15 protein-coding genes, 1 tRNA gene and 2 pseudogenes are annotated in these 13,320 nt (G+C 55.6%); 9 read left to right on the forward strand and 9 right to left on the reverse strand.

Annotated elements, in window-relative coordinates:
* Positions 1–10: 10 nt before the first annotated feature.
* From LPQ25_RS19380 to LPQ25_RS19395, 4 genes are read right to left on the reverse strand one after another with little or no spacing between them, the layout of a single operon-like run.
* Positions 11–1,036 carry a fimbrial protein gene (locus LPQ25_RS19380; RefSeq protein WP_004147417.1) on the reverse strand — a complete coding sequence of 342 codons (1,026 nt, stop codon included), beginning with the start codon at positions 1,034–1,036 and terminating at the stop codon, positions 11–13.
* 1 nt (position 1,037) lies between these two features.
* Positions 1,038–3,473: a fimbria/pilus outer membrane usher protein gene (locus LPQ25_RS19385; RefSeq protein WP_012737555.1), complete on the reverse strand. Its 2,436-nt coding sequence runs from the start codon at positions 3,471–3,473 to the stop codon at positions 1,038–1,040.
* 10 nt (positions 3,474–3,483) lie between these two features.
* Positions 3,484–4,179 carry a fimbrial biogenesis chaperone gene (locus tag LPQ25_RS19390; protein ID WP_014907961.1) on the reverse strand — a complete coding sequence of 232 codons (696 nt, stop codon included), beginning with the start codon at positions 4,177–4,179 and terminating at the stop codon, positions 3,484–3,486.
* A 58-nt stretch (positions 4,180–4,237) separates the two neighbouring features.
* Entirely contained in the window at positions 4,238–4,798 is a 561-nt protein-coding gene (locus LPQ25_RS19395) for a fimbrial protein (RefSeq protein WP_009485574.1), read from the reverse strand.
* Positions 4,799–5,268: 470 nt separating this feature from the next.
* On the opposite strand from LPQ25_RS19395, the gene LPQ25_RS19400 reads away from it, so the two are divergent.
* Positions 5,269–5,931 carry a LuxR C-terminal-related transcriptional regulator gene (locus LPQ25_RS19400; RefSeq protein WP_002892378.1) on the forward strand — a complete coding sequence of 221 codons (663 nt, stop codon included), beginning with the start codon at positions 5,269–5,271 and terminating at the stop codon, positions 5,929–5,931.
* Positions 5,909–6,214, forward strand: coding sequence for a hypothetical protein (locus LPQ25_RS19405; RefSeq protein ID WP_004191501.1), 306 nt, complete (start codon positions 5,909–5,911; stop codon positions 6,212–6,214). Before LPQ25_RS19400 ends, LPQ25_RS19405 begins: the two co-directional genes overlap by 23 nt.
* Before the next feature lie 52 nt (positions 6,215–6,266).
* Here LPQ25_RS19405 and LPQ25_RS19410 read toward each other — a convergent pair whose 3' ends face one another.
* Positions 6,267–7,571, reverse strand: a complete 1,305-nt coding sequence (locus LPQ25_RS19410) for a citrate synthase (protein WP_004147414.1) — start codon at positions 7,569–7,571, stop codon at positions 6,267–6,269.
* Between the two features lie 45 nt (positions 7,572–7,616).
* Positions 7,617–7,757 (reverse strand): hypothetical protein, encoded by a 141-nt coding sequence (locus LPQ25_RS19415; protein WP_004142684.1) that lies wholly within the window; start codon positions 7,755–7,757, stop codon positions 7,617–7,619.
* A 324-nt stretch (positions 7,758–8,081) separates the two neighbouring features.
* Here LPQ25_RS19415 and LPQ25_RS19420 point away from each other — a divergent pair, with 324 nt between their 5' ends.
* Positions 8,082–8,252 carry a hypothetical protein gene (locus tag LPQ25_RS19420; RefSeq protein ID WP_002892370.1) on the forward strand — a complete coding sequence of 57 codons (171 nt, stop codon included), beginning with the start codon at positions 8,082–8,084 and terminating at the stop codon, positions 8,250–8,252.
* Between the two features lie 78 nt (positions 8,253–8,330).
* Here LPQ25_RS19420 and uraH read toward each other — a convergent pair.
* Together uraH and LPQ25_RS19430 are read right to left on the reverse strand one after the other, a co-directional pair.
* Positions 8,331–8,730: pseudogene (gene uraH, locus LPQ25_RS19425) on the reverse strand (hydroxyisourate hydrolase).
* 395 nt (positions 8,731–9,125) lie between these two features.
* A complete protein-coding gene (locus tag LPQ25_RS19430; protein WP_002892360.1) occupies positions 9,126–9,419 on the reverse strand; it encodes a hypothetical protein in 294 nt (97 codons plus the stop codon).
* A gap of 298 nt (positions 9,420–9,717) precedes the next feature.
* Between LPQ25_RS19430 and LPQ25_RS19435 the strand changes: the two are divergent.
* Positions 9,718–9,862: pseudogene (locus tag LPQ25_RS19435) on the forward strand (integrase); the annotation flags it as partial.
* A gap of 19 nt (positions 9,863–9,881) precedes the next feature.
* On the opposite strand, the gene LPQ25_RS19440 reads toward LPQ25_RS19435, so the two are convergent.
* Positions 9,882–9,958 (reverse strand) — tRNA-Arg (locus tag LPQ25_RS19440).
* A 339-nt stretch (positions 9,959–10,297) separates the two neighbouring features.
* Between LPQ25_RS19440 and folD the strand changes: the two genes are divergently transcribed.
* The 5 genes from folD to LPQ25_RS19465 all read left to right on the forward strand — a co-directional run bounded on the left by folD (position 10,298) and on the right by LPQ25_RS19465 (position 13,292).
* Positions 10,298–11,164, forward strand: a complete 867-nt coding sequence (gene folD / locus LPQ25_RS19445; protein ID WP_004143017.1) for a bifunctional methylenetetrahydrofolate dehydrogenase/methenyltetrahydrofolate cyclohydrolase FolD — start codon at positions 10,298–10,300, stop codon at positions 11,162–11,164.
* Position 11,165: 1 nt separating this feature from the next.
* Positions 11,166–11,378, forward strand: a complete 213-nt coding sequence (ybcJ, locus tag LPQ25_RS19450; RefSeq protein WP_012737550.1) for a ribosome-associated protein YbcJ — start codon at positions 11,166–11,168, stop codon at positions 11,376–11,378.
* Positions 11,379–11,496: 118 nt separating this feature from the next.
* A complete protein-coding gene (locus LPQ25_RS19455; protein WP_012737549.1) occupies positions 11,497–12,030 on the forward strand; it encodes a metal-dependent hydrolase in 534 nt (177 codons plus the stop codon).
* A 9-nt stretch (positions 12,031–12,039) separates the two neighbouring features.
* Positions 12,040–12,471: an STM0539 family protein gene (locus LPQ25_RS19460; protein WP_012737548.1), complete on the forward strand. Its 432-nt coding sequence runs from the start codon at positions 12,040–12,042 to the stop codon at positions 12,469–12,471.
* Positions 12,468–13,292 (forward strand): DUF2145 domain-containing protein, encoded by an 825-nt coding sequence (locus tag LPQ25_RS19465; RefSeq protein ID WP_226340383.1) that lies wholly within the window; start codon positions 12,468–12,470, stop codon positions 13,290–13,292. Before LPQ25_RS19460 ends, LPQ25_RS19465 begins: the two co-directional genes overlap by 4 nt.
* The last annotated feature ends 28 nt before the right edge of the window (positions 13,293–13,320 follow it).

The raw sequence follows: 13,320 nt of genomic DNA on the forward strand, positions 1-13,320 counted from the left end.
GCCAGGCAGATCAGTTATAAGTCACCACGAAGGTCGCGCTGGCGTTCGCTTCGCCCGCAGTCACTGCGGGCTGCGTCTGGATATAGCGGGCCTGATAGGATAAACGATAGTTCGTCTGACTGCCTTTTTTCCCGGACCAGACCTGGCTCACCTGGTTTAGCGGCACCAGCGAGCCGCCGGCACTGAGGATCTGCACGCCAAGTCCGGATGCCCCTTCAGGTTGGTCATCGATTTTAATCACTTCGTTGGCGGCGACAGCGCTGTCCACCGTCGCGTTAAACTGCATAAACACGCTGCCGACATTTTCACAGTTCGTCAGGTTGATGTTAAAAGGAACCGGGGCGGTGGTGCTGTTGAGCCCGGTAAATGCGGTTTTGTTATGCCGTCCGAGGAAGACGTTAATGTTTTTACTGTCGTCAGTAATCTTGCAGGTGGGTGATTTGACCTGAATACAGAGCCCGCTGACGCTGAAGCGCATCGCCTGTACTCCGCCAAGATAAATATCGCCAAGGTAATCATTAAGGCAATATTCGCCCGGCGGCGGTAGACCGCCGTTATCGGCAATCCGCCAGAAATAGATGGTCGGTTTTTTATTTTCCGCCTGAAATGCGCGCTGGCCGGAAAATACCGGCGCGGAAGGCCAGGCCGTGAACAGGGGATCGAAATTAATGCCATCCTGTTCCCCCATCTGAAAGCTGTAGCCGATGCCCGGCAGGCGGTCGATGCTGTAGATATCCCCCGGCTTGCCGTCTCCCGCCGGGCCGACCCGGGAACCGCCAATGCTCTGAAACCCGCCGGGCTCGCTGCCGCTGCAGGCGATCTCCCAGCGTTCGTTATTAGTGATAATCATCCCTCCGTAGCTGTATAGCAGGGAGCCGATGGGGAGATCGCTGACGTCAAGGTTGATACTGGCCTGGCTGACGTTCACTGAATACTCGATAGTTTTGCCACTGACCATCTGGCACGCTGCCGACAGCGAAGCGCAGTACCCGCCGGCCAGCAGAAGAGGTACCCCTGATGCGATGATTTTTTTCATATTACTTCTCCTTTATTCCCGGCCGGCAGACCTGATGCGGCGTGCCGCTGCTAACCTGCTGCACCGCGTCGTCGCGGATGGCATAGGCCAACCGGCAGCGTTGCCCGCTGCGTTCGCCCCATACTACCGAGACGCTGCCGTGGTCTTGCGGCACTCGGGCATACAGCAGCCCGCCCTGACCGACGGCGCCAACCGCCCGACCGTTGTCGTCGAACACCTCCGCGCCCAGCGGGGGCGCCGCGCCATCCGGCAGCGTGACATGGGCAAACCAGGGATAGCCGGTACGCGTGACAAATTTGACCTTCACCGCCGCGCCCGAATCGGGCACCACCGTCGTGCTGCTGGAGACAATCTCCACATGGTCGTTCAGACCCTGCGGATCGAGATCCAGCCAGTTAGCGGTAAAGGGATCGAGGTAAGGGATGATCGTAAAACCCTGGCGGTTAATCGGCTGTCCAAGGCGGTTAGCCACCCGGGCCCCCACCGCGCCGGGCGCTTCCACAATGGCGAAGGTTTCCCCCAGTTCGGGGGTGGCGGTCATGCCGCCCTGATGCGCTACCAGGGCGCCCGATGCCCCCAGCGAGTACTGCTGCTGATGGCGACCGGCGCTGGCGCTGGCGTTCAGGTACGCATAATCCGTCCGCAGGCTACCGTTGGCCGCAACGCTGGCTTCATTTGGGTTCTCCCGCGGCATGTCGTAGCTGGCGGTCAAACCGTAGCTGAAGGCGTTTTTCTCGCCTGCGCTGCCGGTATAGCTGGACTGCAGCTGGCTGCCGTAGTTTTTATCGTGGTTAAAGCGGGTGGTCAGGCTGCCCGCCTGCCCGAACGGCAGCGAAAAGGAGACGCCCACCACCTGATTATTGCGGTGATGGATATCCTGGCTCTGCTGGGCATACAGATAATAATTGAGCTGACCATAGCGGTTGGCATAGCCCAGCTGATATGAGCGCCAGCGGTGGTGGCGGACATCCTCACTCCAGATTCCGTTAAATGACAGACTGCCGCTGCCGGCCTGCTGAGACAACGTCGCGCTGTAGCGGGTCATCTCCCGCCAGTCGTTGGGGTGCCGGTCGTGCTCCCAGGCGGCATCGCGAATGGAGCGATAATTGCCGTCGTTGCTGTGGCTCATCGAGAGCAGCATTCGCGTATCGGATGTAAACGATTTTGATGCGGACACCCGCCAGCGGTAGCCCTCCTGCCAGCCGTGCTCCCTGCCCTTCGCCGCAGAACGGGAAAGATCGACCGCCAGCGCGCCCCAGTAGGTATTGAAGGCGCTGCCGACCAGCGTCGAGTAATAATCTGTCGTCGCGTTAGCGCCGGTATAGCCGCTGATATAGTCATTGAAGCCGTACTGCAGCGTGGCTTCGCCAAATCCCGGCCGCCCGGCGATCCCGTCCTCATCCAGATAGCCCAGCGACAGATCATAATAGACCGCGCCTGCCCGCACCAGGCCAGGCAGCGTGGCGTACGGCACGGTAAAGGTGTCCTGACTGCCATCCGCCTCGTGGATCGTCACCTGTAAATCGCCGCCGGCGTTGGTGGGATAGAGATCGTCGAAGGTGAATTTGCCCGGCGGAACCGTTGCCTCGTACAACAGGGCGCCGTTCTGGGTGACCGTTACGCGGGCGTTGGTGCGCGCCACGCCGCTGACCGACGGCGCAAAACCGCGGCGAGAGCCCGGCAGCATGCGCACATCGGTAGCCAGCCTGCCGCCGATAAAACTGACGCTGTCAAAGAAGGTTCCGTCGGTCCATCCCTGACCCAGCCGTAACGTGGACGCCCAGTTCACTACACTTCTCTCAGCCCAGGTGGCAATGCTATCCCAGTGCGTATTCCCTTCCTGCGCCTGGTAGCTGGACTGGTGATGTAACCGCCAGCCAAAGGCGCGCAGGCTGGCATCCAGCCCGAGATAATGATGGCTGCTGCTATCCCCGTCGACGATGCTCTGATAGCTATTGGCCTGGTAGCGCAGCACCGCGGCGGGCACGCCGCTATCCACCTTTTTCAGGTTCACCGCCCCCCGATAATGGGGTTGCAGCAGCGCCTGGGGCATATTTACCCGCAGGACGTTTTCCCCGCTGTCATACTCCCAGCCGATCGCCTTATCGATCTGCGAAAAACGCAGGCAGGTGGCCGCGGTTGGCCACTGGGCATCCTTCAGCTGCAGAGCGTCGAACAGCGAGGGTGAGATGCAGGGCTCAAGCTGGCCATCGTGTTCCTGGATAACAAACGTTTCTTCCCCCAGGTCCCGGCCATTCACCGAGAGCGTGCTGCGGTACTGTCCGGCGTGCAGTGGATTACCGTATTGATATTTCTGGAGATCAACCTGCGCGGCGCCGTGCAAATGGGCGCGGTTAAAACTAAACGCCTCTGCCGCCCATGCCTCCTGCCAGGGAAGGAGCAGCATCAACCCAACCTTGATCTCCCTGAGTTTCATAATAATGTCCTTACTGAGGATAATTATGATTCACTACCGCGCCGTAATCATTGATGGTGGTGAAGCTGAATTTGGCTGGCAGCGTGCGCAGCGCGACCCCTTTAGGCGCGATCTCCAGCGAGGAAAACGGGGCGACCATGCCGACAGCGTGTTTTTGTCCGTTAAGGGTGATGCTGTCGATGGTGATATAGCGCGCTGAGGCATTGCTCACCCGCAACCCGTTGCCCGTAGGAGCCAGCGCCCAGCTCAGGGCTTTTTCCGCGGCTATTTTTTCCGCCGCCACGCCTGCCGGACGGTAAAACAGCTTGATACGCGACCGTATCGCGAGCTGCAGGTAATTGTCAGTCTTGCCATTTTTCGGCTCAGGTGGGATATCCAGAAGATTGAACCAGAACAGCGATTCCCGATCCTGCGGCAGGCGGCTGCCGTTAAACACCAGGCGCCAGCTCTGGCCTTTTCCCGGTTCGATGCGCACAATCGGCGGCAGCACAATAAACGGCGCCGCATCCTTTTCCGGTTGATTTTGCACGCGGCCATCGTCGACCCAGACCTGCGTCAGAGAGGGGGTCTCCCCCATATTGGTGGCCCGGACGGCGATCTCTTTTTTGTCGCCGGGAAAAATAATCCGTGTGCCGTCAATAACCATGCTGGCGTCCGCCGAGGGTAAATAGCTGGACAGCAGCAGTGCCAGAACCATACGCCGCATATTCACCTCCTCCTTGTCGGGGGGATAAACGGCCCCTGAGCGGGGCCGTGGACAGGGGTTACGGATAGACCACCGTAAAGTTGACGTAGGCTGCGACTTTTCCAGCCTTGGCGGCATCAGTCGCATAGTAGCGGGCATAGAAAGGCAGCGAGGCGGAACCATCCTGCTCAGCCACCGCCACCGGGATCGCTTCCAGGCGAGCAACTTTGCCGTCTGCAGCGACCGCCGGGGTCTCCGCGAGGTTAATCGGCGTAAACCGGGTGTTCAGCAGCTCCACATCCACGTTTTCTGCTTCCGTGCCGTCAGACAGAGTGTTTTTTAGTCGACCCTCCGTGGAAACGTATTGATCTTTCTCGAAGTACACCGAGACATCAGCCCCTGGGGTGCAGCTCGTCAGATCGATGGTGAAGGGAACCACGCCCGCCGTCTCACCCGCGCTGCTGAGCGCTGAACGCTGGACCGTCGGTAGGGTTACCGTCTTGTCTTTATTCACTACCGTACAAGTATTTTCGATGACTTCACCATTAAAGGTGACTTTGCCATCAGCAGCCTGTGCCGCTACCGGAGAAAGCATCATCATCACCACGAAAGATGCCATTCCTCTGCTGTATTTTTTCATCTTCACTCCTCATCACCACGCTTATGGAGAATCGTTCAGGAAATACCCTGGCGTACTTTATACGTACAATTTATTAATGCTCAGTCCATTGGATTAGCCTGTTATCTTTTAACCCCTTCCCTGCACTGACATCCTACTCACTTCATTATTTATTATTCAAATTCGCCACCAGGACCATTTCTACTTTTTATAGAAAAGTCTTAACACCACTCTGAAAAAGAAATAAAACAAACGCACAATAAAAACATAACCCATTATAAATAAAAGGTAATTTTTATTTTTTATTTTCTAAAAAACATTCGATAAATGCGATCTAACTATCTCACCCTCATTATTAACCACCTCCTCACACGTTCTCCCCCCTGGATTGAAAGCGCAGGGAGTATGTTATTTCAGGCGGGTATTCTCTACAGTAAATTGTCGAATCAGGCAGGACAGCATGCACAGCGTATTTATGCCAGGAGGTCATTATGTTGATCTGCATTGCGGATTCAGAATATTTTAATATTGCCCTGAAAGCGTATATTAATGAACCAAACAGCAAGCCTCTGGATATTAAAGAAATACTCTGTTACCCGTTTAGTGGACAGAGTGAGATGTTCTATACTTTTTTTGCGACCGATGCCGGAGCCCGGCTAAGCACCATCCTTATTGATTACAGCAGCGTCAGCATCGAAGTACTGCAGGTCGCGCTCAGTTTAAAATCGTTTAATCCCCTGATCCGGATCTTTATTTTTGCCAAATCAGGCTACCCGTTGAGCGAGCTCGAACGCAGCCTCGCCATTGTGCTCGGCGCAGAGTTCATCACCAGTTTTGCCGGGCTCAGCGCTGCCCTTGCCCGCGGTCCGCGCTTGACATCGCCCCCCGCCGACAAGCTCTATATCGCCATACCTGACAGCTATAACCTGACCCGTAAGGAAACTTTTTTAATCAGCCTGCTGATGGGGGGAATGCCGTTGTGTCACGTGGCCAGCACCATGCAGCTCACGATCAAACGGGTCTACTACTACCGTTCACGCGTCCTTAGCAAGCTGGCGGTGAAAAATAACGTGGAACTGATGAACAAAGTTCAGGGGATGGTGTTGCGCCACTACCGACAGGAGACAGGCCATGAAATCGTATCTCTACGCTAAAAATCGCCTCATGTTGATTATCCTGAGCTGGCTAAGCGCAGACGAGGCGTTGCCATCTCGTCATGATTTCCAGCAGACTGAAACCATCCTCAGCACCCTGCATATACCGTATGTGCTGAAGCCCGACCTTGATCAACTGAGAGCTACGCTACAGCCATTACTCGCCACGCCCAGGCCGCAGGCCTGTGAGGTAGGCGCTTTTCTCAGCGCCCTGTTGGCGCTGTATACCCGGTTAACCGAATATACCGCCGTCGAGCACTATCTGCTCTCCCGGCATCTCTGAGTAGTAACCCGCCTGGGCAGGAAGACGCCGCGCGCCTCCTGCCTGTAAGGCATTACCTTAGCTCAGCAGACCGCTCGCCGCGTCGGGAGACGTAATCCCGATAGCCCTCGCCAACGTAAATCTGTCGTGGCCGGTAGATGGTCAGCGGCGCCTGGTGCATCTCGTTCCAGTGCGCCACCCAACCGACCGTCCGACCGACCGCGGTGACCACCGCAAACATCGACGAAGGCAGATTCATCGCTTTAAGGATCACCGCGGTATAGAAATCCACGCTTGGCGACAGGCCATTGTCCACAAAATAGGGGTCGGTCAGCGCCACGTCCTCAAGGGCCATCGCCACCTGCAGCAGGCGGTCGGACATGCCTACCTCCGCCAGCACCCGATGGCTGGTTTCACGCAGGATATCGGCGCGCGGGTCACGGTGACGGTAGCGCGAGTTGCCAAAACCCAGCCGGCGAAATGCCTGCGGATCGCGCTTCGCCTGGCGCAGAAACGCCGGAACCTGATCGACGCTTTCAATCTCCTCCAGCATTCGCATGCTCGATTCATTTGCTCCTCCATGCATCGGCCCCCACAGTGACGCCAGCCCGGCGGCGACGCAGGCGAATAAGTTCGCCCCGGAGGAACCCGCCGCGCGCACCGTAGTGGTCGAGGCGCACTGCCCGTGATCGGCATGCAGCACCAGGATCTGGTTCATCGCCTGCTCGATAACCGGATTGAGAACGTATTTTTCCGCCGGGATAGCAAACAGCATCTGCAGGAAATTACCGGCATAGGAGAGATCGTTGCGCGGATATGCTGCGGGTTGCTCAATGGTGTACTTGTAGCTCATGGCGGCGATAGTGGGCATTTTCGACAGCAGCCGGGTGGCGGCCAGCGCCCGGTGCTGCGGATTTTCCACGTCCAGGACGTCATGATAAAACGCCGCCAGCGCCCCCACCAGGGCGCACATCAGCGCCATCGGGTGCGAGTCGCGACGAAAGCCGCTGCACATGCGGGCTATCTGCTCGTGGACCAGAGTATGGCGGGTGATGGTCTCGCGAAAGGTTTGATAGCTGGCCTCATCCGGCGCGTCACCGTTCAGCATGATGTAGGCCACTTCGAGAAAATCGCACTGGCGAGCCAGCTGATCCACCGGATAGCCGCGGTGCAATAGCACGCTGTTTTCCGTATCGATCCACGAGATCGCCGACTGGCATCCGGCGGTATTGGCGAAGCCGGGGTCATAGCTGCAGAATCCGGACTGATTTAGCCCGCGCATATCGACTCCCACCGGCCCCCGCGTTCCCGGCACCTGCGGCAGGGCGATGGGCGGTTGTTGTCCGGCAAAAGAAAGCGTTAACGGTGTAGTGCTCATCCTGTTAGTCCCCCAGCAAGCTTATCAGCGACCCGAAGTCATTCTTCAGGCGGAAAGACCAACATAACCAATGTGATGCAGCTTATTCATTGATGTCATCACTATAACCCTGACAAAGAGGATATTTTGCTGGCCTTCACGGGGAAACAGGCCGTCTTTCCCCAGCCCACCGCCGGATAGCGGCACAAATCGCCAAGGATAAAGGCGATCATCGCTGTCAAAATTTACGTTGAGTAAAGAAAGGATGAAGAGGAGCTACCATGAATTTTGTGCTGTCGATGACCCTTATCTGCATCGCCATCGCCTGGCTGATGATGAGCCTCCTGCCGGTGTAGATGCACCGCTAACCGCCACGCCAGTGGTCTGGATAACCCCTCCTTCAATTGATTTCCGCCGTGGTCTTCGCCTCTGAGGTTTCATAAGAGCCATATAAGAAGTACTGGTTGCATATCAGGCTGTTGCGTTTTCCCGCCGAGGGGTAGGCTAAAGGCCCACTGTTAAGGAGGTGATATGTCTGGACTGATCAATCCACATGCGGCCCCGGAAGAAGCAGCCTATGCGCTGCTGATTGAGCTCGTTCGCGCCCAGCGCGTGCCGCAATATGAAGGCGAAATTTCCGGCCTGCTGGCGATGTACGACGAAGCCGTTAAACACTTTAAAGAGAAAGAGACCGAGCGTTAGGCGTGGACATCGTGGTGCGAGAAAAGCGTGACGCCTGCGGAAGCCGCGCAGGCGTTGGCTGGATAGCGGCTTGGGTCATCAGCTGCCGCGGTAGGTAGAGTATCCGTACTGACTGAGCAGCAGCGGGATATGCAGTTTTTGATTTTGCTTTGTGACATTGAAAATAACCGGAATCACCGGGAAGAACGTATTCATATTTTGGCTTTTAAAATAGTCACCGGTTTTAAACGTCACTTTATACACCCCGGCTCCATATTCTCCGCCTGCGGATAGAGCGATTTAATCCGCCCATCGGCATCCGTTTTACCGGTGGCGATATGCTGCCAGCTCTCCCCCTGCTGTTTATCCAGCTCAATCTGCACCCCGGTGAAGGGAGCCCGGTTTGCTGATTAAGAATGTGTACGCTGAGCGTCCCCTCTGGCGCCGCCAGCGCGCTGAAGCTGAGTAGAGAAATTACGGAGGCGATAACTAATTTCATAATCGTGACCTTATTGGGCAAGTGAAAGTGCCCTAACTATAGTCAGCGCGGCGGGGAAAAAAATTAAACTTTTTGTTATCAGTTTGAGTTGATGGGTACTGTCTCCACACACAACACGCTGAACCGGTTTCCTCGTAAGAAGAGGAAGTGTCTTATGAGTAGGTAGCCCCGTGCTCTTAGTAACAGGATACGGTGACACTAAGTCTATCAGGCAGGGGAAATAGATTTGCTGGGTTCAAATATCACAAGGTAAAAAGATATACTCCGTGGCCTCTGCCGCCTCTACCAGAACAGTGCTTACTGCAAATGGGCTGCAGTATTCGAAATAATCATTTAATATTATTTAAACTACTATTCCAGTGTAAGTAATCACCTGGTTCAGATATTGATCGTTATCATTGATTCTCTTGTCGCCACGCCTTAACCATCTCCTTTGTTACCTCTTTCTTGTAGCAAATAGGTGAGTACCCACCAGCTTTGCTCCAGGCACTGCGGCCACCGCACGAGCTGCCGTTCCGGGCGGTATTGAAGGGACAGGCACAAGTACCGGGGTAGGATGCGACAGAATCATCAATAATCCTTTGACTGACCTGATCATCGCTTAAGGAATTCGATTTGGCGATGGAAATATCTGATGCAAAGACGCACACAACAGCGAATACGGAGATGGCGACGAATTTGATGTTCATTCGGATCTTTCCAGGCAGTGGATGAACATCGAGGGTATGCTTTCAAATAGTGTTCAATATTGATCTATAACAACTGTACTTCACGCCAGCTTAAAATGCGATATTTAACCCAGTCAGACAGAACCTAAAGCTATAATGACTATTAGCCTGTTACCGGCAACATATTTTCACATTCCTGCAGAGCGCTTATTCTGCACTCAGCTATAACCAGCATTAACCATTCTGTTCGATATTACAGAGCAGTAATGCTGTACTCTGACTGGCCATCGTCCGACAGATACTACAAGACATTAGAATCATCGAAATGGTCCGTCGATATGCTCACCTGGCACCTAACCATTTAACTGAGCACGCACGTCAAATTGACTCAATTTTTGCAAATTTTTGCAGAAGATGTCCCAAATATGTCCCACAAGGAAAAATCAGCGACTGGAGGAAGTTGATAAGTGATTGATTATTAAATGGCACGCCCTACAGGATTCGAACCTGTGACCTACGGCTTAGAAGGCCGTTGCTCTATCCAGCTGAGCTAAGGGCGCCCTGAGAAGCAAGTGCTTCGCGGAGTGAAACGCGTGGAATTATACGGTCCACGTCGGTCGAGTCAATCCATTTTGCCAGGAAACTGCGGGGCTTATACGACGCTGGCGAAATATCCCCCACCAACTGTACAAGAAGCATACCGCCGGGGCTAATGCGCGCGTAAATCGACTCAGTGGCCAGGCGCAACGCACCAATAACCATGTAATAACCATGGTCATAACAGGCTAAATTAGCCTCAGACAGGATAAAACAGCAAACGAGGACTGACAGCGAGGCCCGCTTCTGACAAAATATCCTCATCCCCCTTTCGTAAAGATACAGATGGAATCCTCTCTCTGATGGCAGCAAAAATTATTGACGGTAAAACGATTGCGCAGCAGGTACGCTCTGAGGTTGCGGAAAAAGTGAAGGCTCGCGTTGCGGCCGGAAAACGCGCCCCTGGGCTGGCCGTCGTGCTGGTCGGCAGCAACCCGGCCTCGCAGATTTATGTCGGCAGCAAGCGCAAAGCATGTGAAGAAGTGGGCTTCGTCTCCCGCTCTTACGATCTCCCGGAAACCACCAGCGAAGCCGAGCTGCTGGAGCTTATCGACACTCTGAATGCCGATAAGACCATCGACGGTATTCTGGTTCAGCTGCCCCTGCCGGCAGGGATCGATAACGTCAAAGTTCTCGAGCGCATCGCGCCGGATAAAGACGTCGACGGCTTCCATCCTTACAACGTTGGCCGCCTGTGCCAGCGCGCGCCGCGCCTGCGTCCGTGCACTCCGCGCGGTATCGTGACCTTGCTGGAACGCTACAATATCGACACCTACGGCCTCAATGCGGTGGTCATTGGCGCCTCCAATATCGTCGGTCGCCCGATGAGCATGGAGCTGCTGCTGGCCGGCTGCACCACCACCGTCACCCACCGCTTTACAAAAAACCTGCGCCATCATGTCGAAAACGCCGACCTGCTGATCGTCGCGGTGGGCAAACCGGGCTTTATTCCTGGCGAGTGGATTAAAGAAGGGGCGATTGTGGTCGATGTCGGCATCAACCGTCTGGAAAGCGGCAAAGTGGTCGGCGACGTGGTGTATGAAGATGCCGCCGAACGCGCGTCCTACATCACCCCGGTTCCCGGCGGCGTTGGCCCGATGACCGTCGCCACCCTGATCCAGAACACGCTGCAGGCGTGCGAAGAGTATCACGACGTTGAGGAGGCCTGAGATGGCGACATTTTCCTTAGGTAAACACCCGCACGTTGAGCTGTGCGATCTGCTGAAGCTGGAAGGCTGGAGCGAAAGCGGCGCCCAGGCGAAGATCGCCATCGCCGACGGGCTGGTAAAAGTCGACGGCGCGGTGGAAACCCGCAAACGCTGTAAAATCGTTGCCGGGCAAACGGTGACCTTTGACGGTCAAAGCATTACCGTGATTGCCTAATCCTCTCTGGCGCCGGATCCGGCGCCAGCTCTCTCCCGCTGGAAAATCAGAATAATGCGGGGATGTAATCCTCAAATACCCTACTGATAATAGGCTTTTATTTGCAGAATATAAGCCGATGGCAACTATCATCACTCATGCCGCTGTTCCACTGTGTCTGGGGTTAGGGCTGGGACGCAAAATTATTCCCCCGCGCCTGCTGCTGGCCGGCGTAGCGCTGGCGATGTTACCGGATGCCGACGTGCTGGCGTTTAAGTTCGGCGTCGCCTACGGCAACGTTTTCGGCCACCGCGGATTTACCCACTCGTTACTGTTCGCGCTGGTGGTTCCTTTGCTGTGTCTGGCGATAGCTGGCAGGAAATTTCGCTGCGGGCTGGTGCGCAGTTGGGCGTTTCTTAGCGTCTGCCTGTTATCACATAGCCTGCTCGATGCCATCACCGACGGCGGTAAAGGCGTCGGCTGGCTGTGGCCCTGGTCCGATGAGCGCTTCTTCCTGCCCTGGCAGGTGATTAAAGTGGCGCCATTCGCGCTATCGCGTTATGCCACGCCTTATGGCCATCAGGTGATCCTCTCTGAGCTGCAGTGGGTCTGGCTGCCGGCAAGCGTACTGGCGTTACTCCTCTGGCTATATCGTCAATCTATTCAACGTTAAGGGACTACTATGCGTAAAACGTCCATCTTCGCCGCAGCATTGCTGGCAATTTCGTCCATCGCTCATGCCGATGAGCGTACCACCGCCGTCTATGCTCTCTCTTCGGGAATTGCCAGCATCGGCAGTTCGGCATTAGTGAGCGGTATTATTCTCTCGCCGGTCCTGGTTCCCGTCGCACTGATCACCGCTTCTGTCGACAAAAACAAAAAGCAAAAAACCGCGCTGCTGACCACCAAAGACCCTAAGCAGAACACCGTCAAAATGGTGCTGCCGCTGCAGGTTGTCGAAAAGGTCGATCTCAAAACCGGGGATAAGCTGACGCTGGAGAAAGCCCCGGAAGGCACCGGCGCATTGCTGAAAAAAGAGGATAAGGTTCTGGCCCACATGGTAAATCAAGAGGACGCGTCGCTCTCCGCTAACCAACCGCTGTCGGCGAAATGAAGCGCCTGGCTGTCGCCTTATGCCTGGGCGCGGCATCGTTAAGCGCGACGGCTGCCAGCACCGATTGCGGCGCGGGGTCGCCATCGGCAGAAACTATCGCCGCCACCATGCATCAGGCGCAACGGCTCAAACAGCAATTGAACAGCGAGCCGGAACCGGTGGTTATTTTAGTGCGCCAGGGTCAGGATATGTCCAGCCGCGGGCTGACCTGGTCTCACGCAGGTTACGCCCTCCGACAGGCCGATAATAGCTGGCGGGTGTACCATAACCTGAATACCTGCGGTACGGCGCGGTCAGCGCTGTACGTGCAGGGGCTCTATGAGTTTCTCGCCGATGAACTGGTTAACCAGCAGATAGCGGTTTTACGCCCGCGCGGCGAACTTAACGCCGCCTCACAAGAGCTTTTACACAGTCCTGTCAAACTGAACCTGTTCCACAGCCCGCGCTATAACCTGATCGCCTGGCCCTTCTCCGGGCCGTATCAAAACTCTAACGGCTGGCTGCTGGAACTCTTCGCCCGCGCCAACGACAGCCATATCTGGTCACGTCAGCAGGCCAGAGACTGGCTGGCGCAGGAGTCGTACCAACCCTCGCTGGTCAACGTCACGCTTTTTGAGCGCCTGGGCGCAAAGGTGGTGGCCAGCAATGTTTTTACCGACGATCAGCCGGATGAGCTATTGGCGCAAGGTAAAGTGGGTTTAAATAGCGGCGATAGCGTGATTCGGTTTATCGCGCGTTACAGCCGGGCGATACCCGGCTGTCAGCATCTGAATCTACCCGACTCTGTTTGCGTTTTTATACCTGAACACCAGGTTCAATAAACCCTGAACGCAAAAAGGCCACGCAAGC

Origin of the sequence: Klebsiella sp. KPN54798, assembly GCF_021184225.1 — a bacterium.
Lineage (GTDB): Bacteria > Pseudomonadota > Gammaproteobacteria > Enterobacterales > Enterobacteriaceae > Klebsiella > Klebsiella pneumoniae.